Source organism: Flavobacterium sp. AJR, assembly GCF_002156885.1.
GTDB lineage: Bacteria > Bacteroidota > Bacteroidia > Flavobacteriales > Flavobacteriaceae > Flavobacterium.
In genome coordinates, this window is the sequence record NZ_NCWQ01000099.1 from 1 (window position 1) to 23,112 (window position 23,112).

Consider the following 23,112-nt stretch of genomic DNA (forward strand, 5'->3'; position numbering starts at 1 on the left):
CTCTTTTTGTAATTAGATCATGATTTTTTTGAATTAAATAAAAAAAAAGATAGCTTTTAGACTATTGTGTGGACGGAAATATTATAAATAAATTTTGAACACGAATTTCACGAATTTGCACAAATTTTAATGGATAATTTAGTTTGTGAAATTAATTCCACAAACTAATTCGTGTCAATTCGTGAAATTCGTGTTTACTTCTTGTAGTTATGTCCAGACGGTATCACTTTAGATTATCTTTTAGATTGGGTTTTCATCTGTTTATTCTTCTGGAAATAGATGTATTTATTAAATTCTTATGTATTCCAAACACCAGTTTTGGATGTTAACTGTGCGTATGTAGTAAAATCTTTTGGTTTTCTGCCAAGGACTCTTTCTATATCATTGGTGATATGTGAATTTCTTCCGTCGAGTACTTGCTCAAAAAGATAATTTACTAACCAAATATAATCTTCGGGTAATTGATATTCTTGTAGCATTTGATCGTATTGTTCTAAAGTCAAAGCTTGAAAAGTAATGTTTCTGTTTGTTGCTCTGGCAATTTCAGCGACAGCCTGCCCAAATGTTAGTAGTTGTGGACCTGTAAGTTCATAGGTTTGTCCGTTGTGAATATCATACAAAAGTGATTCGACTACTACATCGGCAATGTCATCTGCATCTGTAAATGGTTCTAGTGCTTCGGCTCTGGGTAGAGCTACAATACCGGCAAGTATTGGATCCAGAAAAAAGCTTTCGCTAAAGTTTTGATTAAACCAACTTGCTCTTATAATTGTCCAATGTTTGGCAGTCGCTTTTACAATTTCTTCACAAATTTGAGCTTCTTTTTCGCCTCTGCCAGATAATAAAACCATTTTTTGTACACCGTTTTGTGTAGCAAATTTGGTAAATCTCCTGATTGTATCTTCTGCCGAGGGAATGGCTAAATCTGGTTGAAAAGTAATATAAACTGAATCGATGTCTTTAATAACATCTGCCCATGATTCGGGATTTTCCCAATCGAAGGGAATTTTTTCATTTCGTGAACCTAGGCGAGTTTCTACGTTAGTTATCTTTTTTAATCTTTCGACTACTCTGCGACCTGTTTTTCCTGTTGCACCAAGTATTAAAATTTTCTTTGTGTCCATATCAATATTTTTTTAAGTGAATACTGATACAAAGGTGTTTGTATTATAACTAAATCATTTGTCTTAAAAGAACTAAGATTTGTTTGAAAAGAATTGTTGGTTTATTTTAATTCCTTAAAAACATTCCCCATGATTTTTAACCCTTCAATAAGTTCTCCTTTATTTAAAGAACCATAACCAAGTCTGATGAAATTAGAAGGTTGATTATCTAAATAAAAACTATTAGGAGGTACAATTTGAACTCCTTTTTGCTCTAATAGGGCAATATATTGGATGAGGTTTATTGGGGCATTAAATTTTATCCAAAAAGCTAATCCTCCTGCAGGTTTATGAAAGCTAATTGCATCTCCAAAATTTTCATGTAAGCAGGATTCCATTATGTCACGTCTTTCTTTGTAAATCGCTACAACTTTACGAGAATGCCTTTTGATAGTTCCATCTTCCATTAATTCGGCTATGGCATGTTCTAAGATGGTATCTCCTTGACGGTCTATTTGTACACGGAGGTTTACCAAAGAATCCATAAAAGCTGCTGGTCCTGTTACGTAACCTACACGTATAGCTGGTGCTAAGAGTTTGCTTAACGAACTGATGTAAATAACATTATCTGATTTTTCATTACTTGCCAATGCTAGATTATTTCCTATTCCAAAATGGTATTCGTGGTCATAATCATCTTCGATTATAGCAAAATTATATTTTAAGGAAAGTTCGAGTAATTGTATTCTTCGTCCCGCTTTCATAGTAATCGTAGTGGGGAATTGATGATGTGGCGTAACGTATACTGCTTTGATTTTTGTCTTGCGACATAACTCTTCAAGAGCTTTAACATTGATTCCATCTTTGTCTATTTCGACTGTTTTTATAATAGCTCCTGTTTCGCGAAATATCTTTTGTACGGCATAATATCCGGGATTTTCGACCACCACTGTATCGCCAGATTTAATAAGAACTTTGGTAACAAGATATATTGCCATCTGGCTTCCACGGGTTATACAAATGTTATCAGGATTTACATTAAGTCCTCTATCACGAGAAAGCATTACGGAGAGCATTTCCCGGAGTTTGTAATCTCCTTTTTCGCTGCTATAACCTAGTAATCCCCATTTTCCTTTGCGTTGAAAGATACGTTTGTATGCTCTCGATAACTCGTTGAGTGGTACAAGTCGTGTATCTGGCCCTCCTTCATTAAAAACAATTCGGCTTCCTTCCAGAGCATGGTCGGTAAGGTAAAAAGGGTTGTAATGGATATGTTCAAAAGTGCTCGTCTTTTTTGAAGGAGTGGTTTGGTGTTTCTTTATTAACGGTAGATTCTGGGATATATAGGTTCCGGATTTGTGTTTGCTCTCCAGCCATCCTTCTTCGATAAGTGCTTCGTAAGCAAAAACAACCGTTTTTCGGTTTACTCCAATATCTTCGGCCAGGACTCTGCTGCCAGGTAAAGGTGTTCCTCTTTCTAGTCTTCCTTTAATAATTTCTTTTCGGATTACTTCGCTTATTTGCTCTACTAAGGTTTGGTCAGAATTAAACGAAATATTAAAAATAGTCTTCCAGGTTCTTAGCATCGGTTCTTTGTGTTTATTAAAAAAAGGAATGGTGTTTTGGTTCAAAATTAGCCTTTTTATGCATATTGAGTAATTATATCTGGACCTATTTATTTGTAAAAACTGGATTAATTAAACACTCCTGTAATAAATGATATTTGCTCTTTTATAAATCATTAATAAAATTTTAAATTATGAAACACATTGAAATTGCTACGTTAGACCATTTGGATGAATTTGCAGAATTGTTTGACAGTTACCGTGTTTTTTATAGACAAGAATCGAATGTCGAAATAGGGAAGGCTTTCCTTAAAGATAGAATCAGTAACAATGAAACAACTACTTTTTTAATTAAAGCTGATGGGAAATTTGTAGGTTTTGCACAATTGTACCCTTTATATCATTATAAGGCATTACAACGACAATGGTTGTTAAGTGATTTATTTGTTACACCCGATTTTCGAGGCAGAGGTTTTTCTAAAGATTTAATCGATAGATGTAAGCAATTTTGTGATGAAACTGATGCTTGTGGTTTATTATTGGAAACCGAAAAGACAAATGAAATCGGAAATATTTTGTATCCTAAATGTGGTTTCGAATTAGACCAAGACCATAACTATTACAATTGGTGGAAGAACGCTTAATAAGCGTGTTGTATATAATATGTAAGCATAAAATGAGCTGTCTCTGAATAATTGGAGCAGCTCTTTTTGTATTTGTCTTATTTTAAGAACTTAAAATTTTCTTAAAAAAATAAAAATATCAATGTAACATAATGAGTTTAACCTCGTCATACTAAATAGATAAAGTGTTTATTATGAGTGCAAAAGAGATTAATACTAGCAGATTTGAAGATTTCAAGGTAAATGTGAGAATCAAACTTTCGGCTTTATGGGCTTCGGTTATGTTTTGTTATATCTATGGAGATTATTTTTCTCTTTATGTTCCTAACAAAATTCAGGGTTTTGTAAGTGGCGATAATATGCTTGATAATCCGATAAAATTGTTTGCCGCAACGATACTTATGGTAATTCCATCTTTGATGATTTTTTTGTCAATACTATTAAAACCTAAACTAGCCAGATTACTAAATATAATCTTCGGAATTATTTATACTGCAATTATGTTGTTAATTGCAGCAACTACACTTGCTCCGTGGTGGGCTTTTTATGTTTTTTTGGCTTTGGTAGAAAGCACTATTACCATATTGATTGTTTGGCAGGCGTATAAATGGCCTAGACTGGTATAATTTGCAGATTAGACCTAACAGGTTTTTATCCCGAAGCTTCGGGACTGTTAGGTCTTCTTAAATTAAATACCTACAAGGTCAAAAAAAAGACCTTGCAGGATAAAATGATAGCGATTAATTAAGACAAACCCGTTGGTGTAATTATTTTAACACATAGGGACATAGATTTTGTATTCTCAAAGAAGGCGTTTCACTTGTTTTAAAAGCACAGAGCTAGCTATGTGAAAGAAATGTATTTCTTTTTGTATTCTTTTTTACCTATAAAGCCTATGTTCCTATGTGTTAAATGAAATTTTTTATAAATAAAGAAATAATGGAAAATCAGATAGAAGTTTCGAATAAGAAGATGGCAAGAATTGCAGGTTTGTTATATCTCGTTGTTGTCTTAACTGGGATTATTAGCTTGGCTTATATTCCGTCAAAATTGATTGTTTGGGATAATGCTGCGACAACTTTTAATAACATTGTACATTCTCAATTCCTTTTCAGACTTGGGATTGTGAGTGGCTTAATATGTTATACTTTCTTTGTATTTCTTCCTCTTGCTTTATATCGATTACTCAAATCGGTTAATAAGGTTTATGCTCAAGCGATGGTTGTTTTAGCGGTTGTAAGTGTACCAATATCTTTTGTAAATATGCTTAATAAGTTTGCTGTACTCTCGCTGGTTAGTGATCCAAGTCTTCAGAAAGTGTATACAAATGAGCAATTACAAAATCAGGTTTTGTTTTATCTTAACCAATATGATTATGGGAATTTAATCGTTCATATTTTTTGGGGTTTGTGGTTGTTTCCTTTTGGTTATTTGGTTTATAAATCAGGATTTTTACCTAGAATTTTAGGTGTTTTTTTGATGTTGGGTTGCTTTAGTTATCTCATAAACTTTTTAGGTTTCTCTTTATTATCTAATTATGCTGAGCTCGGAATTTCTTCTATTGTAAGATTGCCGGCAAGTATTGGCGAAATAGGAACTTGTTTGTGGCTATTGATAATGGGAGCAAAGAATAAACCTGTAGTTAATTAATAAAAATGATTTTTGGTTAACGATTTTTGATTCTTTTTTTTTATGGGATCTTTTTTTTCCAGCCTAGTTGTAGAATATCTTTTACGAAAAAACGAAAAATACAGTTACATAGTTCCAACAGCAATTGAAAGTATTATTTTATTTTGTGTTGCTATTTTTGGAAAGTATTTAATTAGTGATAGTCCTGATTTTATAGCCTATACTTTACTTTTCGCAATGGGTTTACAGAATTCACTGGTAACAAAAATTTCTAATGCAACAGTTCGGACAACCCATTTAACAGGGCTTTTTACTGATCTTGGAATTGAATTATCCCAATTATTTTTTTATGGGGAATCAAGCTTTAGAAAAAAGTTATTTATTTCCATAAAATTGCGTGGCACTATTATCAGTTTCTTTTTTGTTGGTGGGATTGTTGGTGGGATTTTTTATTCTAATATTGGATTACATGTCTTGTTTATCGGAGTAGCAGCTTTGTTAGTAGGATTGATATATGACAGGGTCAGGTTTAATCTGGTGTTATTGAAGAGAAAGTATAGGCGAGTAGTGAATGTTTCATCAGATAATATGTAAAAACCTGCTTGGAGGATCTTATCGCATCTAAGAATTGTATTAGTGCTCCAGAAATTAACAAGCCAGTCTTTATTTTGTTCCTATGTTGAAGTACAAAATAGGAACAAAATAATATAAGATGACTAGAAACAAATTAGAGGAAATTTTATAATAGGTATATTAATAAATATATTTTTCTTTATTTGCCAGAATTAGAAATAATAACTTTTTGTGTGGTTTTTAAAGTGTCAACAGTCAATAATTCAACTATATATATTCCAGAACTTAACCCACTAGTCGAAAAATAATAATGCTGGTTGTTTCCGAGTATTTCCTTTGATAAAATTATTCTTCCTAACATATCATATACTATTACCGACTTAATGTCAACTTGGGTCGTATTGGAAATCATTAACTTCTGGTCTGTATTATTTTGATTAATGGTAAATATTGGCTTTGTTAAATCTTTTGTATTTAATTTTTTTTCGTCTATAAAAGTAATTTTAAACCTGTCGCTATATGTTCCTTTCGGAACTGCTACTTCGTACACATTATTTTTTATATCATGATAAGAATCATCCAAGGCGTCATGGATATAAATAGACTGAGAGAGATCAAAGTTTATTACCTCAGGAACATAGAATTTTATAGTGGTATTATTTGTGGCTTTTACTGCTAAAGGTATTTTTTTAGTTTCTTCAAAATTGACTCCTTGAATTACATAATTCTTATCTTCCAATAAAAAACTGACATCATTGGGAAGTGATGCATCCATATTTAGTGCATCAATTCCATAATCAACCCCATCTGTTGCTTCGGGTAAGAAAGCCAATGCCAGCTGTCTGGTAAATTGATTATTAAGTATTGCATTTAACTTAAAATAGGAGGTATTAGGTATAGACTCACTAATTTTTGAAGCTTTATTTTTAGCAGGACGCTCAAATTGAGTCAACGGATTCCCTTCTTTATAATACGCTCTATGCGAATTTTTTAAAGTAACTGTTCCTGTTATTCTACCATTTAAAATAAATCCTTGACCAATGGGTGAATATTTTCGTGCAATTACCAATCCTGAAGAGGTACCTGTTGTATTTAAAGAACCATCATCATTATACGAATTAAAAGTAGCTGGTACATACACTCCATTACTCCCCAAACTTATGGGTGAGTAACTCCCGTATCCTGCTCTATAATCGGCAATGAAATGAGAATTTACAGCTTTGTTTTGTTCCCAAAAGTAAGCAATTCCTGTTCCGGCAGTATTGTCAGTGTCCAAAAGAAAAGCATTAAGATGTAAAGCTGATGGATATGGATTTCCTGACAAGGTTGCATTATTAAGCCCTAAACTTACCGTAATATTACCATCATTTGGTCTGCCTCTAAAATCATATCGTTGTGCACCAATTCCTCCAGGATTGTTCTGAACACCATTGCTTTCGGCATCTAAATTATCGGTTCCGCCAGTACCTTTCATTGTAAATCCTTCCCCCGAAGCAATAGTACTGGCACCGCCGATGTAAATCCATTGAGAATAACTATTAGCATTAATTAATTTATAAATCCATCGTGCCGCTATCGAAAGCGGATTCGAAATTCCATCCTTAGTGGCTAGTGGCAATACTATAGCTACTTCAGCTGTCGTAGCCGATAAAGGTCTATTTAGCATTGTAATGCCAAAATTTCCATTTCCTGTAGCAGCAGTACTCCCAATAGGAGAACACCAATAATTATAATCAAAATTATCCGAAGTTCCTTCTTGATATACAGATACTATTCCTGTTCCACTATTTAGAGATGTACTAGTCGTTCCCTGAACTAATTGCGAACGGTTCCTTAAATAGAGAATAGAATTTGACTGCAAATTAATATCCTGCTTAACATAAAGCAATTCATTCTTTACATACATAGCTGTATTAGTTCCGAAATAAATTTGAGAAAAGGAGTTTAAGGAAAACAACAAGATTACTAGTAGTATTATTTTTTTCATAATCTTGTTTTTATGTTATTTATACAAACTTTCTCAACAACTTTTTCCTGTTTATCTTCTAGAATTAATAATGGTATTTGGGATGGTATTGGTATCTTTTTTTTCTTTCTAATAACATAAATAGCCAATAAAAGCCCCGAAATCATTAACAATGGTATACCATTATCTATAGGTAATTCTGGCTGCGGATCACCAGGTGCTGGAGGTGCTTGCGCAGAAACAACTGCATGTACTAAAAGTAATGTAGCAATTATAAAGAGTAATCTAATATTTATAGGTTCCATAAGTTTTATTTATTTTATGAACAGTTATATGTTCATCTTGGGATTAAATACACCAACACATTCAGAAATTACAAAAAGTAAATTCTGAGCTGCAAAATGGTTTTGGTAAAAAAAAACTTATATTATTTTATGGTCATGTTAAATGAACGAACCGTAACACTTTGTGTATTGGCATTATTACGTTTTATCCATAACTCTATAGAGTCTCCTGTATTGAGCATAACAGAACCTTGTATGGGAAATGATTGAACATAACCCGCATTAGTGTCAATAAAAGTCTCAGAAGATAGTTGAGGATCTGTTCCTCCTGCAGCGGGTATTCTAACAAAATAAAATACATATTCTGTATTTGTAGTACCTGTCGTACTATCAAAAGACAAAGCACAATTTATCTGGAATATCCTGCCTTTTTTGCCTGTATAAGCAATATTATTATTTGTAGTAGCAGTTGTTCTATAAAGATTAGTACTTAATCCAGCAGTAATATTTAGTTTAACACCTACATTCTGTGTCCCTATTAAAGTTGGCGCCTGGGTTGTACCAGCACGATTTAGATATACTGATCCTGTTGCTCCTGAATCACCTTCGGTAGGGATTCCTGTACACTTTACTGACCAATTATTATTAAAATTAAATCCTGTATAAGGTGCAGGACTATATCCGTTTACATATTTCCCAGTGGTTAGTGCACCTGTAAACACTACTGTTTCTACTACTGCATCACCTTGAATTACAGGATTAGTCGAAACATCAAATCCTATGCTGGCTCCAATAACTTCACTAAATCCTCCTTGTTTGGCTACTAAGCCGAAAGTACCTTGTAATTTTTCATAGGTACCTGCATTGTTACCAAACCATCCCGCATTACTAAGCAACAACTTACTAATGTCCTGATACACTATTCCTGCTCCATTACCGATATATTGAACAATACTAACAAAAACAAAGGCAAAATTTTGAAGTTTACCAACAATAGCAGAGCTTGTAACAATACAGTCTCTAATAATAATACTCTGTGTTAAAGTACCTGAACCAGTAATATTAAAAACATTTCCTCCAGTAGCTGTTAATGTCAGCACTCTTATAGACCCACCAGTGGTACCAGAAAAAAGATCTCCAGAAGCTTTAACAAGTTTATCTTCTGTAGAATCTTGTCCAATTATATAACAACCATTTAGTTCAATAGGTAAATCAACATTGATAGCGCCATTAATTTCATAAAGTGTAGTGGAATCCATAAGGTATTTTGTACCACCACCAGCAGTTTTTTCACTGGCCAAAACCGTAGCTAATACATCAGTTGATTTTATTAATTTATATTTTAAACGTCCCTGTTTGTCCCCACTTAACTGAATCCATACTAAGGTAGGCGTATCATAATAATAAAAATTTCCAACAGTTGTATCAAAAACCAATAAGCCATTGGCTGGAGATGCAATTGCAATTCTTTGAGTCGAAGTCATTCGTGGGGTAATCAGTCCCTGAGTAGTAGATTCGATATGTAGTATCGAAGAAGCATGAGGAGTAACTGTTCCAATTCCAATTTGAGCACTTGTCAGTTGCGTGACAAAAAATAAAAACAAGTAGATTTTTTTCATAAGTAGGTTTAGTTTAAAATATAGACTTGGGGTCTTTAGTAAACGTAACCTTTAATTAAGGAATTACTAGAATTAAATAACAATATTTGAAAATTATATATTATTTATTGCTTTTTATTAGAAATAATTTAATAAAATAAACAAAAACCTCCATGAATTTATTTGTTAGTTTCAACAGTGGGAGTCACTGCTAGCAACTGTATGAACCTCAATAAATTGAATCTAAAAAACTTTTTTTTAGTTTAAAATAGAATAGAAATAAATAAAAATTAATTGTAGTGTATATCTTAGGAAAATTTCAGATGATTTTTTTATAATGTATGAGTCCTAAATAATTACATGGTTTATGTGTTTTTATTAGGCTGCCATTTTAATCTGTTTTAATAAAACAGATGTGACCGAACCCTTATCTTAAATCATACCTATAATCTAAAGGTTTTTTTGCATTGCTAAAGTACTACAGTATTTTCAGGTTTTCTGAATCTACATTTGGCCCTGTAAAATAAATTATAACAAAAATCTTACGCTCACTCAGTATTATTTTGGCAAACATCTACTTCTTGCAATTGTAATGTTGAGTTGTCTCAGGCATCTCAGGTTATGCCAAAAATGGTATAAACCCAATGACAGTAACTACAATTACAAAAGCAAACAGGTTACTAATATGTCCGAATAAAATTTGCAGCTAATTTTTTTAAAAATAACTGAACCGTTATGATAATTATCATCCTTTTACCATCATAGCAAGCGCACATTTACATCAGAATAATGATTACTCCTCAGTAAATATGCTTGCAAGCTTTGCAGAATTTAGTAATAATCCTTTCAATAAAGTATTTAGAAATACTTATAACAATTTATTAAATAATTAGAAATTAATTTTATTATGAAAACTACAAGAAAAGAGCATGATTTTTTAGGTGAATTAGAAATCCCGAATCATTTATATTACGGTATACAGACTTTTAGAGCCGTAGAAAATTTTAATATTACTGGTATCTCAATTTCAAAAGAGCCTTTGTTTATTAAAGCCTTAGGATATGTAAAAAAAGCTGCTGCATTAGCAAATAAAGATTGTGGTGTTTTAGATGCAAAAATTACCGAAGCTATTTGTTATGGAAGTGACCAGCTTATTGCAGGTAAATTTGATCAGGAGTTTGTTAGTGATTTGATTCAGGGTGGTGCTGGAACGTCAGTAAACATGAATGCAAATGAAGTAATCGCAAATATTGGGCTGGAATATTTAGGTCATAAAAAAGGAGAATATAATTTCCTGCATCCTAACAATCATGTAAACTGTTCTCAGTCTACGAATGATGCATATCCGTCAGCATTTAGAATTGCACTTTATCTAAAAATGGAACGCTTTATTGCTATTTTAAGCAGTTTAGAAGTTGCTTTTTCTGAAAAAGGAGTAGAGTTTAAAAGGGTATTAAAAATGGGACGTACACAATTACAAGATGCAGTCCCTATGACTTTGGGGCAAGAGTTTCATGCCTATGCAACTACAATTGGAGAAGATATTAAGAGATTAAAAGAGGCACAAAGTTTATTGTTAGAAATTAATATGGGAGCAACTGCTATTGGAACTAAAGTAAATGCTCCAGAAGGTTATCCTGAGATTTGTGTGGATTATTTAGTGAAAGAAGTAGGTATTCCCCTAACATTGTCTCCAGATTTAATTGAAGCAACAGTTGATACAGGTGCATATGTTCAAATTATGGGCACTCTAAAAAGAACTGCAGTTAAAATCACTAAAATCTGTAACGATTTACGTTTGTTAAGTTCAGGTCCAAGAACAGGATTTAATGAAATTAATTTGCCAGCATGTCAACCGGGATCTTCAATTATGCCAGGAAAAGTAAATCCTGTAATTCCAGAAGTAGTAAATCAGACTTGTTTTTATGTTGTTGGTCAAGATTTAACAGTGACGTTGGCAGCATCAGCAGGTCAGTTACAATTAAATGTTATGGAACCAGTAATTGCTTTTGCGATGTTTACTTCATTAGATTATTTGGGTAATGCAATTGAAACCTTAGTTGATAAATGTATTGTTGGAATTACAGCTAATACGGATCATTGTTTTAATATGGTTATGAATAGTATTGGAATTGTTACACAACTGAATCCAATTCTTGGATATGAAGTATGCGCTGGTATAGCTGGAGAAGTACTTAAAACAAACAAAAGTATACATCAAATTGTAGTAATAGAACGTAAGGAAATTACTCAAAACAAATGGGATGAGATTTATTCATTAGAAAATTTGATAAACCCAAAATTCATAAATTCATAAATAGCTATGAATGTTCAGACTCCAGCCATCTTATCGTTAAGGTAGTAGCAAACGAAAATGATAAAAGAATAGTTTGTAATGGTTTGATAGTCTGTTGTATTAATGCTTCTGTAAGTAATTCACTTGGAACACATCCAGAAAAGATATTGTTGTATAAAACTCAAATACAACAGATTCAAGTGGTTTACTTTACTTAATGAAGATAACACTACCCTTTTTTTATTGTTGGGGATAATCTTAATCCTCAAATGATAGCGTTTTATTACTATTTCCTTTTTTGAAAATAGCTGATAGAACAAAGATTCAAAAATATTTTTAGAAATAGTATTCAATTATAATTGGAAGGAGTCCTGCTTTTAGGTACCTCCTGGTATAATTGTGGACTAAATCAAATCAATTTAAAACAATTATTATGTTCTGGATAGAATTTTCAATCCTTTTAATCGCGATTCTTATCGGATCACGAATGAAAGGTATAGGTCTCGGTGTAATGGGGATTTTCGGATTAGTGATTTTCGTATTAGGATTTCATATGAAACCAACGGAGCCGCCTATGGATGTTATGTTAATTATTATTGCTATTGTAACCACAGCAGCAACCCTTCAAGCGTCAGGAGGACTAGATTACTTGGTAAGTTTAGCCGAAAAAGTAATTCGAAATAATCCTTCAAATGTTACTTTTATTGCTCCTTTTGCAACTTATTTTTTGTGCTTATTTGCTGGAACTTCCCACATAGTGTATTCTATATTACCCATCATTTCTGAAGTTGCTACAAAGAAAAGAATACGCCCAGAGCGCCCTCTCAGTATATCGGTTATTGCTTCTCACTTAGCTTTAACAGGAAGTCCTATTAGTGCATGTACAGCAGCTCTTGTAGTATTGTTAGGTTACCCGGGAGCTCTTTTTGATGTCATGATGATTGCTATTCCTGCGGGTCTTGTTGGGACATTAGTTGCTTGTTTTGTGATTAGAAAAAAGGGACTAGAATTAAATCAGGATCCAATATTTATTGAGAAAATGAAAGATTCAGAGTTTGCCAAAAGTATTGATTCTAACATAGAAGGCAATGAAACAAAAGTAAGAACCGGAGCTAAAACTGCGGTTATGATCTTTAGTGTTGCAATTTTACTAATTGTAATTGCTGGAGCCTTTCCAGGTTTATTACCCAATTTTGGACCAGGAACAAAAAATTTAGTTCTTAAAGATGATGGAACAGTTTCAATGGTAGCGGTTATTTGTTTAATCACTTTATCTGCCTCTGCTGCGATGATGTTAATTACAAAAACTAGCGCTGTTGCTGTTACCCAAGTTAGTTTATTCAGTTCTATGGCTTCGGCAGTTATATCTGTTTTTGGAGTAGTCTGGATGGCTTCTACTTTTATGGAAAATAATTCGGTTGTCATCAAAGAGTCTTTAGGTAGCGTTGTTACTGCTTATCCTTGGACATTTGCTATAGCCTTATTTCTTTTAGGAATCATAATGTTTAGCCAGGCAGCTGCCGTTAAGACGATGATACCATTGGGTATTGCTTTGGGGCTTTCCCCTTTAGTTCTGATAGCTTCCTTTCCTACAGTAAATAGTTTCTTCGTATTACCGGGTTATCCGACATTATTAGCAGCTATCAGTTTTGACAGAACCGGAAGTACAAAAATCGGTAAATATGTTATCAATCATAGTTTTAATCTACCTGGTATTGTTGCTACTGTTGTTGCGGTTGCGGTTGGTTTTTTGATCGGTTCAATTATTTTATAAAAGAATTATGAAAACTATAAGTAATATAAAAAGGGGGTTGTTTTGTTTCATTGTTTTATTGATCCCAATTAGTATTCTTGCGCAAGAACAAAGCGAGAACCTTGAGATGTATCAGTCTATAATTCCTACGTCCAAGCAATCTTTATTAAGAGATATAGATGTTATTTTTAATACTCGTTTTGGATTTAATTCCGAATTTAAAAATGGGGATTATTCAAAATCAGTGTTTTCAGTTAGTCAATTCAGACTTGAAATAAAAGGAAAGATTCATGAAAAAGTGAGTTTTAGATTTCGTGACAGATACACCAGAACGCCTAAAATAGGTAGTCAGGATAACATAAACAGAACGACTGATATTGCCGCTTTATTTATTGATTTTACACCTAGAACCAAATTTTCTATGGGAAAACTATTGGCTGATTTGGGAGGGTATGAATTTGATATGAATGCAATTTATATTTTAGAGTATAATGATATTTTGGAAAACTCAGATCACAATTTAACAGGTGCGGGTATATCCCATAAGTTAAGAGATGGCAAGAACACATTAAAGTTTCAAATATTAGATTCAAGAACAAATATTTTAAAAGAACAATACGATAATAATATACCAGATGGGACAGTAGAATCGAAAACGGCTTTGGCATTTGTAAGTAATTGGCAAGGAAGCTTTTTTGGAGGAAAATTTGAAACGTCTTATAGCTATGGTTTTTTTAATGAAGCCAAAAATACAAGCATGAATTATATCGCACTTGGGAATAAGTTTAAAAGCAATAAATTATTGTTGTATTACGATTTTAAGTATAGTGCAGAAGATTTAGACCGTAGAGGTATTGTTCAAAAATTGGTTAAGGGAGAAGATGCATCAAAAGATGTGGTATACGTCGAAAATTGGTTAAGAGCAGAGTATAGAGTTAAACCAAAAGTAAATTTAGTATTAACCCTTATGACCCACAATTCGTATTGGAACGGCAATCCTGATGTTAATGCATCCAACAAACTGTTTATTAGCTATGGTCTGATTCCGACTGTTGAATACTATCCTTTTAAAGATTTGAATCTGAAATTTTATTTGGGTTATATTGCCAGAAGATATGATTACTCTTCTTATGCTGAAAAAACGTATGGTTTGAAAGATGCAAATACAGGAAGATTAAGCTTTGGAATTATTGCCCCAATACTGGTTTTATAACCACATTTAGATTTTTCTAAGTAACCACTCAATTTGGGTGGTTTTTATCTATCCTGTATCAAACAGATTTATAATATCGATATTCCCTGTGATTTTTTTACATCACATATCCTAATACTAAATAAAAAATGAATTCAACTACCACCATAATTGATACAGAAAATGAAATAAATGTAGAAAAAACACTTAGTTTTTTGCATCGTGACCACGTACAGTCATTAGAGTTATGTTCGATAATTCGTATGGGGATTAGACGAAATATTGATCCAAATAGAATTAAAAAATATGCCGATTGGTATTATATCAATCAATTAGTCCCACATTTTCAAATAGAGAAGGAGCATATTTTTCCAAATTTAGGAACGGAAAACGTATTTGTACACAAGGTTTTAATACAGCACCGTAGATTAGCAAAACATTTTATTAAAAAAAATGAAGTCGCAAAATCATTAAGTAGAATTGAAGATGACCTTGAAACATTAATACGCTTTGAAGAGAAAAATATATTTAATGCAATTAGAAATAATTTTCCGTCCTATCAAATTTTATTAAATGAAGAAGTGCTTTCTCATGAATTTAATAATAAAGAATGGGATGACATATTTTGGCAATGATGAACTAGTGAGTTACGAAATTCATTTTCTAATCTAATAGATGTTAAGAGAGAAACAGATGATTAATATCAGACAACGATACTTAAAATAGAGCCAGAAGCGAGCAAGATTATTCATATCTACGTCGGTATTCATTACTACCTTAAATGTTGAAAAGGCCATCACGCAAAGGGAAAGTAGCAACTGAAATAATAATTTTCAGAGATACCATCAATTTAATGTAGTTACGCTTATATTAACCCTTATGATTTTCAGTAAATTGTATAGCTTTGTAAAGTATTAAAGAACGATATATGGTTTTTATGTGGCTGTATAAAGTGTTTAAACTAATAAAGTGATGGAAGTCATTCCGGTACGATCTATTAAGGATGCTACAAAAGAACCCCATTTATTGGGCAACTTCGTTATACGCACTATTGAATCATTATCAGAAGGGAAAGATATGGTTGAAAGCCTGCACAGGCATGACTTTTTCTATGTGTTGGTAATCAAGAACGGTGCAGGAAGTCATGAAATTGACTTTATCCCGTATCAGGTGACGAATAATTCCATATTCTTTATGAAGCCGGGCCAAGTGCACCGGCTGACGTTGAAGGCGGGCAGTACAGGATATCTTCTTCAATTTAAAAATGGATTTTCCATCTCGCAGGAGCTGCTGCGAAAACTGAGTCATAAAAGTATATGCACACTTGCCGATGGCAATGAGAATAGGTTAATTGTACTTCTCGACGATATAGTAAGGGAGTTTTTGGAAGAGCGCGAAGGATATCGGGAAGTAATAAAAGCAAACCTTAGTGTCTTTTTTATTGAACTATTAAGGCTCCGCCACAATAACGAAAGTAAGGCGATAGTTGACAGACAGTATCCTCAGGAAAAACTAGATGAATTTTTTGAAATGCTCGACACAGGCATCGCACAATTCAAACAAGTTACCCATTATGCGGATATGCTTAACCTTTCGACCTATCAGCTTGGCGCTATTACCAGATCGTTGCTCAATAAGACCCCTTCAGATATAATCAGCGAGCATATCATCCTTGAGGCAAAGCGACAGCTCCTGGCCACTTCAGATCAGGTAAACCAGATTGCCTATTACCTTGGCTATGATGATCCCTCTTATTTTATCAGATTCTTTAAAAAGCACACAGGCCACTCGCCGGAGTCTTTCAGGATTATTTCAAAATAAGTCCTATTCAATCCCGTTTTTGTCCTATCCTTAGGGCTAAAGTCCTCTATAACTTTGTGGATATATAATAATCCCATAAGTACTCTATATGAAGACAAAAATGAAACTTATCGCATCCTTTAAGATCTGGCTTGCGATCTATCCCTCCATCACTTTGTTCCTGTTTCTTTTCGGGGAGGCACTCTCTGGGCTGCCACTCTATGTGAGAACCTTAATCCTTACACTGGCACTTGTACCGTGGATTGTCTTTGTGGGTGTTCCGTTGGTCGATCTTTTGTTAGGCCGCTGGATTTCTTCACACGATAAAAAATAAAGCATGATACCCGAAGATAATTCTGGACTATCCCGACGCAAATTCATTGCACAGGTCAGTTTGGCTTTAGCAACACTGGCTGTACCAATTCAAGGCTTAGGCTTTATAAAACGACCTATTATGAAAGACAAAACACTATATGATGCCATCATTGTCGGTGGTAGCTATTCTGGCCTTGCCGCCGCGATGGCTCTTGGGCGCGCACTGAAACAAGTTCTTATTATCGATAGTGGAAAGCCCTGCAATGCGCAGACGCCACACTCGCACAACTTTCTTACCCAAGATGGAAATACCCCAGCAGGCATTGCAGCGGTGGCACGTTCACAGGTAGAACGATATGAGAATGTGAAATTTTATAACGGGCTTGCAACAACAGGGAAAAAGACGGATGATGGATTTGAAATATGCCTTGCCACAGATGAGGTATTTAGGGCAGGGAAATTAATCTTCGCCACAGGAATCAGGGATCTCATGCCTGCAATTGAAGGTTTTGCTGAGTGCTGGGGTATTTCTGTGATACATTGCCCATACTGCCATGGTTATGAAGTAAGGGGTTTGAGAACCGGTATTTTAGCCAATGGTGAACAGGCGTTTGATGTTGCAAGGCTTATTTCCAATTGGACCAAAGACCTTACCGTTTTTACAAACGGAAAAACAAGTCTAACCGATGAGCAGTCCCTTGCGTTGCAGGAGCATCAGATTACTATAATCGAAAAAGAAATTCAAAAACTAGAACATAATAACGGGTATATCAATACCATTTTTTTTAAAGATGGTACCAAATTTACTTTATCGGCTTTATATGCTCCAAGACCCTTTGAACTTCAAAGCAGGATACCGGAAACTTTGGACTGTGAGCTTACAGAAAAGGGCTATATTAAGACCAACGCTTTACAGGAAACTTCTGTACCTGGTATTTACGCCTGTGGGGATAACAGCACCCACATGCGTACGGTTGCCAATGCAGTAGCAATGGGCACTGCGGCTGGCATGTCTGCCAGTAAAAAAATAATCCTCGATCAGTTCCAGTATACTGCTTCAATGAAATACTAAGAATATTCACTTTTAAAATTTAAACAATGAAAATCATTTTAGTTGGTGCTACAGGCGCCATGGGTACATATCTTGCCGCTGCTCTTGAAAAAGATCATGAAATCATTAGGGTAGCCTCTAAAGACAGTGATATTGATACGGATATCACTTCGGCAGCATCAATAGAAAAGATGTTTCTTATGGCAGGTCCTTTTGATGCACTCATCTCTACAGCAGGTCCTACCTTTGTGGGGCCTTGGAAAAAACTGAATAACGAGACTTTTCGCCTGGGAGTAGAAGGGAAAATGATGGGACAGATCAACCTGGTGCTCATCGGCCAGAAGCATATCAACCCAAAGGGATCATTTACTCTTATAACCGGCGCTTTGACGCATGAGCCCCAAATGAACTTCGCTAATGCATCGGCAGCCAATGGGGCCGTGGAAGGTTTCGTGCGCGGGGCAGCCATTGAATTGGGAAATGGTATCAGAATCAACGCGGTAAGCCCCACTGTTATTGAGAACTCTCCTCAATATTTCCAGTACTTCCCCGGAGAGATTCCTACCACTATGAAACAGCTTGAATATGCATTCCGAAAAAGCCTGTTTGGCCATGTTACAGGTAAGGTTATACAACCATAACCTTCAGTATCGTTTAAAGCAACTTTTGTTATGTAGCTTTAAACTGTTTTAGCGGAGTTGATGGGACTACAATCGAAAACCTTATTCTCATTTTAATAGTATCTTGATAGTTTGAAATTATGACTGGATGTGCTAAATTTCTCATTTAAAAAAGTAAATCTTTTCCCAGTTAAAAGGGAAAACTTCGAAATTTTATACACGATTTCTTTTGAACAAGAAGTTGTAAAGAGCTTTTTTGCTTCCTCAAGAGTCAGAAAGTTGTGTTGAGACTGAAAGGCTTCGAAATGGATAATAGAAGAGTTTCAAATAGGGTACAAATTTAAGTAAAATAATGCATAACAATTAAATAGAGAATGAAACAAACGAGTTAAAATATTGATAGTAAGTATTTTAACTCGTTTATTTATTATTGTTTTGCGTTGTTTTGTCGATCTATTTTCCGATGCAGAAATTAGCAACCAGTATTTACTGGGTTTGAAAGATATCGAGGTACAATAGAGGTACAAAATCTGAACAAAATATAACGAAACAAAAACAAACAAATCTTATTTTTTAGTTGTTATGTAGAATTTTGTTTAACCGTAATAACATCTTTTTTTAAGAACACATTAGACCAATGGTTGAAACAAATGTATAAAATATATTCGATTAATATGAGACGTTTTTGTATTTTAAAGGGGAGGGGAGAACAGGATTCGAACTTAACGGTCTAAACCCATGCATATACTGCATTTTCAATTATTTATAAAGTACTGTGGCACGATTTTGCCACGAAAATTAAAATATCATTTTTTTACGATTTTAAGATACTCTTTTGTGGTTTAACTTGTTTAGAATGACTACTATATTTCGTTTTGTCAAGTCAAAATTAAATATTTTTTCAAGATAAATCGAAATATTTTGATTTTATATTTTATTTGTATTCGATCTCGAAATAATCGAGGATAGATTTGTAATTATCTTGAGCCGTAAGACAGGTATCCATCAAATATTCCTTTACATTATTCCATTCCTGAAGTCCTCTATAGTAAAAAAGTTTAAGCTGTTCATCAATGATAAATGGAACAATATTGTTTGCGAGACATTCTTTGAAAATAATTAACCGACCCACGCGACCGTTTCCATCTTGAAAGGGATGTATGATTTCGAATTTATAATGAAAATCGACGATGTCTTCAATAGTTTTATTTTTAATAGTATGGTAAGTAGAGAGAAGTTCTTTCATTTTTTGAGCAACTTGTTTAGGGGGACAAGTCTCGGTTCTGTCGCATCTGGGAATAACTTTTATCTTTAGAATTTTAAACCGATCAAAAGATGAATACTAAAGGGCATTGTTATCCAAAATACGTAATTCTTCAGGCAGTATATTTCAAACTAAGATTTACACTTAGTTACCGGGATGTTGAAGAAATAATGAAGATTAGAGGAGTCATTGTGGATCATGCCACGATTCAGCGTTGGGTTTATACGTTTTCACCTTTGCTTGAGGTAGAGATGAAGAAGAGAAGAGGTAAAGTAGGTACAAGTTGGAGGTTGGATGAGACCTATATCAAAGTTAAAGTTATTTGGTGTTATTTATATAGAGCAGTAGATAAACTAGGCAATACAGTAGATTTTCTTTTGACCAGAAGAAGACAAAGAATGAGCGCTCAGTCATTTCTAATTAAAGCCGTTAGTAATAACTGCCGCCCAAGAGTAATAAACATTGATAAAAGCGGTTCAAATACTGCAGCGATCAAAGTTTATAATAAGCTTTCGTTCTCAAAGATTAAAATTCGACAGTGTAAATATCTCAACAATATTGTAGAACAGGACCATCGATTTATAAAATGGAGGATACAAAATGGGTTAGGCTTTAAAAGCTTTGAATCGGCCAGGCGAACATTGAGTGGAATTGAAGTTGTGCATATGCTTAGAAAGAATCAGATGGTCAAACCAGGGATATCTATGTTTAAATCATTCTGCAAATTGGCGGGCTAACTTTTAAATTACTTGAATTTTTATATTTGATTCTGACAGATGCGACAGAACCAGTAATATTTCGAGAGAGTAGATTTATTCAATTTCTAAATTGCTGTTGAATAATTCATGGATTTTTTGCTGAAGTAATTTTTTATCGGGTAGATGCATTTTATATTCAGCAACCATAGTTGGAGATAGACTTCTACTTAAAGCATATTCTACAACCTCACTATCTTTGTCTTTGCAAAGCAGAATTCCTATACTTGCATTTTCATTTTCTTTTTTTACATCCCTGTCAAGGGCTTCTAGATAAAAGTTGATCTGGCCTAAATGTTCAGGCTTAAACTTATCGGCTTTAAGTTCAAAAGCAATAAGACACTGCAAGGCTCGGTGATAAAATAATAAATCAATATAAAAGTCACTGTTCCCTACTTGAACTTTGTACTCCTCACCCACAAACAGAAAATCTCTGCCAAGCTCAAGAATGAAATTTTTCATCTGCTTGATCAACCCTTTCTGTAGATCGCTTTCGCTATGAGGTTCAGAAAGATTTAGAAAATCAAAAATATAACTGTCTTTTAGTGTATTAATTATTTCAGGGTGTATTTCTCTCAACGCTGTTGAGAGTTTTGTATTTCCCAGTATAGTGCGTTCAAAAAGACTTGACGAAATTTGTCGTTCGAGTTCTCTGAAACTATAATTTTCTTGTTTGGAGATTTTGAGATAGAACTCTTTTTCTTCGATAGTTTTGCATCTGGAGAAAATAGCCAGATTATGGGACCAGCTAATTTCTCTCAACAGTGTTGAGAGATTTGGATGATCCTTATATTGCTGATAAAATTGTTTCATACGCCAAAGATTTTTATTTGAAAATCCTTTTAATGAGGGTTCGTTTAGGAGCAGATAATTTGCTAATTCATCCACAACAGCATTGCCCCATTGTTGAGTTTCAACTCTCTGATCTATATATTTCCCTATGTTCCAATACAACTCTATTAATTCTGTATTAACCGCTTTAACCGCCTTCAATCTTGACTGTTTGATGAGATTTAAGATATCGATGAATTGATTTTGAAGCATAACTTTAAATTTAAGGTGACTACTCAAAAAAGAGTTCTGTTAGGATAAGATGAAAGGAAGTTCAATTAAAAGCAAATATATATAATTTAAGGATATTAAATTTTATTAATGATAATGTGCAAGTGCTGCTTGCACAAATTACTTGGTATTGTCATAATCAATTAATCTCCAGGTATATGATCTCGCAAAACGATTGTTTTATATATCTGAAGCGATTATAGTTCTGTCGCATCTATGATTAAGTTTTATCTTTGGTTTTTCAAAACTAATAAAAAATGAATACCAAAGGTCATTGTTATCCAAAATACGTAATTCTGCAGGCAGTGTATTTTAAATTAAGATTTACACTTAGCTATCGTGACGTTGAAGAAATAATGAAAATTAGGGGTGTGATTGTTGATTATGCTACGATCCAACGCTGGGTTTATAAGTTTATGCCTTTCATTGAGGCAGAGATGAAGAATAGAAAAGCCAGAGTGGGGAAGAGTTGGAGAATGGATGAGACGTATATTAAAGTAAAAGGAATTTGGTGTTATTTATATAAGGCAGTAGGTAAATGAGGCAATACGGTTGACTTCCTTCTGACCAGAAAAAGACAAAGAATGAGCGCTCAGTCTTTTCTAATTAAAGCAATTATTAATAACTACCGGCCAAGAGTAATAAATATTGATAAAAGCGGTTCTAATACTGCAGCAATTAAAGTTTATAACAGGCGTTCTTTCTCAAAGATTAAAATCCGACAGTGTAAATACCTCAATAATATTATTGAACAAGATCATCGTTTTATCAAGTAGCGAATACGAAATGGATTAGGCTTTAAAAGCTTTGAATCGGCAAGACGAACATTGGGCGGAATTGAAGTTGTGCATATGTTGAGAAAGAATCAGATGGTTAGTCCAGGGATAACTATGTTTAAATCATTCTGTAAATTAGCAGGCTAACTTTTAAATTACTTAAATTCTTATATTTGTTTCTGACAGATGCGACAGAACCCAACCGAATGACTGAACCTAGATTCTTCTAATATGTTAATTTGTTGGACTAAATTGTCTAAATACCAAAACTGAAAGGAAAGTAAATAAGATAATGATTAAAATAGTTATTATAAATATTTTTAATCATTTTGTTATTGTTTGTAGTATTATTTTGCCAGCTGCGGAGCCAGAAGTTAGCAAACCTTTGTTTATTGAAGTTCAAGAATTTTAGGTACAATGAGGGCCTAAAAATAGTAAATCGTATAATTCAACTTTGAATCGACCTTTGCAAAATAAAATAATAAAGGTGAGATGCTTGCATCTTTTTAATTTTGAGATACTTATGTTTTTCGATAAAAGTAAGATTGTTATTTTTAAGCTTTTTAAACTTTATATTAATGAAACAATATTTAAAACAAACTTGTCTAATAAGAAAGCCAATTATGTCAACCCTGTGAGGGCAAAATTGGAAAATAAATACAGATGATACCATATTGAAATAAATTAAAGCAAACTATCAGTCGGATAAATGATAGATTGCATAGGATAGGGGTAATTATTTGTACCGTAAATTGGTATGAAAGTTCCTAATTACTTCTGCACTGCTGACGCAATTTAGTTGAGCAAAATAGAAATTTATTCACAGTGACATTTGACCAAGATAAATTTTATAAATAGTTAATATAGATAATTTATACTATTAATAT

General features: G+C 33.6%; 19 protein-coding genes and 1 pseudogene. 13 read left to right on the forward strand and 7 right to left on the reverse strand.

The genetic code is table 11. The features are described from left to right. Nucleotides 1-296 precede the first annotated feature (296 nt). Entirely contained in the window at nucleotides 297-1,124 is an 828-nt protein-coding gene (locus B8T70_RS20430; RefSeq protein WP_086896037.1) for an NAD(P)H-binding protein, read from the reverse strand. Nucleotides 1,125-1,225: 101 nt separating this feature from the next. Further along, nucleotides 1,226-2,734 (reverse strand): PLP-dependent aminotransferase family protein, encoded by a 1,509-nt coding sequence (locus B8T70_RS20435; protein WP_123912136.1) that lies wholly within the window; start codon nucleotides 2,732-2,734, stop codon nucleotides 1,226-1,228. Nucleotides 2,735-2,862: 128 nt separating this feature from the next. Here B8T70_RS20435 and B8T70_RS20440 point away from each other — a divergent pair, with 128 nt between their 5' ends. The 4 genes from B8T70_RS20440 (at nucleotide 2,863) to B8T70_RS20455 (ending at nucleotide 5,514) form a co-directional block, all read left to right on the forward strand. Next, nucleotides 2,863-3,312: a GNAT family N-acetyltransferase gene (locus B8T70_RS20440; protein ID WP_086896039.1), complete on the forward strand. Its 450-nt coding sequence runs from the start codon at nucleotides 2,863-2,865 to the stop codon at nucleotides 3,310-3,312. A 173-nt stretch (nucleotides 3,313-3,485) separates the two neighbouring features. Beyond that, nucleotides 3,486-3,917 carry a DUF6326 family protein gene (locus B8T70_RS20445; RefSeq protein ID WP_086896040.1) on the forward strand — a complete coding sequence of 144 codons (432 nt, stop codon included), beginning with the start codon at nucleotides 3,486-3,488 and terminating at the stop codon, nucleotides 3,915-3,917. Nucleotides 3,918-4,230: 313 nt separating this feature from the next. Beyond that, nucleotides 4,231-4,941 carry a DUF4386 domain-containing protein gene (locus B8T70_RS20450; RefSeq protein WP_086896051.1) on the forward strand — a complete coding sequence of 237 codons (711 nt, stop codon included), beginning with the start codon at nucleotides 4,231-4,233 and terminating at the stop codon, nucleotides 4,939-4,941. Between the two features lie 42 nt (nucleotides 4,942-4,983). After that, entirely contained in the window at nucleotides 4,984-5,514 is a 531-nt protein-coding gene (locus B8T70_RS20455) for a YoaK family protein (RefSeq protein ID WP_086896041.1), read from the forward strand. A gap of 178 nt (nucleotides 5,515-5,692) precedes the next feature. Here B8T70_RS20455 and B8T70_RS20460 read toward each other — a convergent pair whose 3' ends face one another. The 3 genes from B8T70_RS20460 to B8T70_RS20470 form a co-directional block, all read right to left on the reverse strand. After that, nucleotides 5,693-7,480, reverse strand: a complete 1,788-nt coding sequence (locus tag B8T70_RS20460; protein ID WP_242667528.1) for a T9SS type A sorting domain-containing protein — start codon at nucleotides 7,478-7,480, stop codon at nucleotides 5,693-5,695. Beyond that, nucleotides 7,477-7,764: a hypothetical protein gene (locus B8T70_RS20465; protein ID WP_086896042.1), complete on the reverse strand. Its 288-nt coding sequence runs from the start codon at nucleotides 7,762-7,764 to the stop codon at nucleotides 7,477-7,479. The genes B8T70_RS20460 and B8T70_RS20465 overlap by 4 nt, the downstream gene beginning before the upstream one ends. A gap of 122 nt (nucleotides 7,765-7,886) precedes the next feature. Continuing rightward, the gene (locus tag B8T70_RS20470) at nucleotides 7,887-9,362 is read right to left on the reverse strand and encodes a hypothetical protein (protein ID WP_242667529.1); all 1,476 of its coding nucleotides are present in this window, start codon (nucleotides 9,360-9,362) and stop codon (nucleotides 7,887-7,889) included. Between the two features lie 886 nt (nucleotides 9,363-10,248). Here B8T70_RS20470 and B8T70_RS20475 point away from each other — a divergent pair. The 7 genes from B8T70_RS20475 (at nucleotide 10,249) to B8T70_RS20510 (ending at nucleotide 18,389) form a co-directional block, all read left to right on the forward strand. Beyond that, on the forward strand, nucleotides 10,249-11,658 hold the full coding sequence (locus B8T70_RS20475; RefSeq protein ID WP_086896043.1) for an aspartate ammonia-lyase: 1,410 nt from the start codon (nucleotides 10,249-10,251) through the stop codon (nucleotides 11,656-11,658). A gap of 412 nt (nucleotides 11,659-12,070) precedes the next feature. Beyond that, entirely contained in the window at nucleotides 12,071-13,411 is a 1,341-nt protein-coding gene (locus tag B8T70_RS20480; RefSeq protein ID WP_086896044.1) for an anaerobic C4-dicarboxylate transporter family protein, read from the forward strand. 7 nt (nucleotides 13,412-13,418) lie between these two features. Further along, nucleotides 13,419-14,603 carry a porin gene (locus tag B8T70_RS20485; RefSeq protein ID WP_086896045.1) on the forward strand — a complete coding sequence of 395 codons (1,185 nt, stop codon included), beginning with the start codon at nucleotides 13,419-13,421 and terminating at the stop codon, nucleotides 14,601-14,603. A 128-nt stretch (nucleotides 14,604-14,731) separates the two neighbouring features. Continuing rightward, entirely contained in the window at nucleotides 14,732-15,217 is a 486-nt protein-coding gene (locus B8T70_RS20490) for a hypothetical protein (RefSeq protein WP_086896046.1), read from the forward strand. Nucleotides 15,218-15,554: 337 nt separating this feature from the next. After that, nucleotides 15,555-16,403 (forward strand): helix-turn-helix transcriptional regulator, encoded by an 849-nt coding sequence (locus tag B8T70_RS20495; protein WP_086896047.1) that lies wholly within the window; start codon nucleotides 15,555-15,557, stop codon nucleotides 16,401-16,403. A 316-nt stretch (nucleotides 16,404-16,719) separates the two neighbouring features. Beyond that, nucleotides 16,720-17,769: an NAD(P)/FAD-dependent oxidoreductase gene (locus tag B8T70_RS20505; RefSeq protein WP_086896049.1), complete on the forward strand. Its 1,050-nt coding sequence runs from the start codon at nucleotides 16,720-16,722 to the stop codon at nucleotides 17,767-17,769. A 26-nt stretch (nucleotides 17,770-17,795) separates the two neighbouring features. Continuing rightward, complete coding sequence (locus B8T70_RS20510) at nucleotides 17,796-18,389, forward strand: short chain dehydrogenase (protein ID WP_086896050.1); 594 nt, start codon at nucleotides 17,796-17,798, stop codon at nucleotides 18,387-18,389. A 913-nt stretch (nucleotides 18,390-19,302) separates the two neighbouring features. On the opposite strand, the gene B8T70_RS20515 is transcribed toward B8T70_RS20510, so the two are convergent. Then, a complete protein-coding gene (locus B8T70_RS20515) occupies nucleotides 19,303-19,686 on the reverse strand; it encodes a Fic family protein (protein WP_082001870.1) in 384 nt (127 codons plus the stop codon). Nucleotides 19,687-19,703: 17 nt separating this feature from the next. On the opposite strand from B8T70_RS20515, the gene B8T70_RS20520 reads away from it, so the two are divergent. Next, the gene (locus tag B8T70_RS20520; protein ID WP_039116387.1) at nucleotides 19,704-20,369 is read left to right on the forward strand and encodes an IS6 family transposase; all 666 of its coding nucleotides are present in this window, start codon (nucleotides 19,704-19,706) and stop codon (nucleotides 20,367-20,369) included. 75 nt (nucleotides 20,370-20,444) lie between these two features. On the opposite strand, the gene B8T70_RS20525 is transcribed toward B8T70_RS20520, so the two are convergent. Next, on the reverse strand, nucleotides 20,445-21,431 hold the full coding sequence (locus B8T70_RS20525; RefSeq protein ID WP_039116386.1) for a YhcG family protein: 987 nt from the start codon (nucleotides 21,429-21,431) through the stop codon (nucleotides 20,445-20,447). A gap of 275 nt (nucleotides 21,432-21,706) precedes the next feature. Between B8T70_RS20525 and B8T70_RS20530 the strand changes: the two are divergent. Beyond that, a pseudogene (locus tag B8T70_RS20530) lies at nucleotides 21,707-22,372 on the forward strand (IS6 family transposase). Nucleotides 22,373-23,112: the final 740 nt, after the last annotated feature.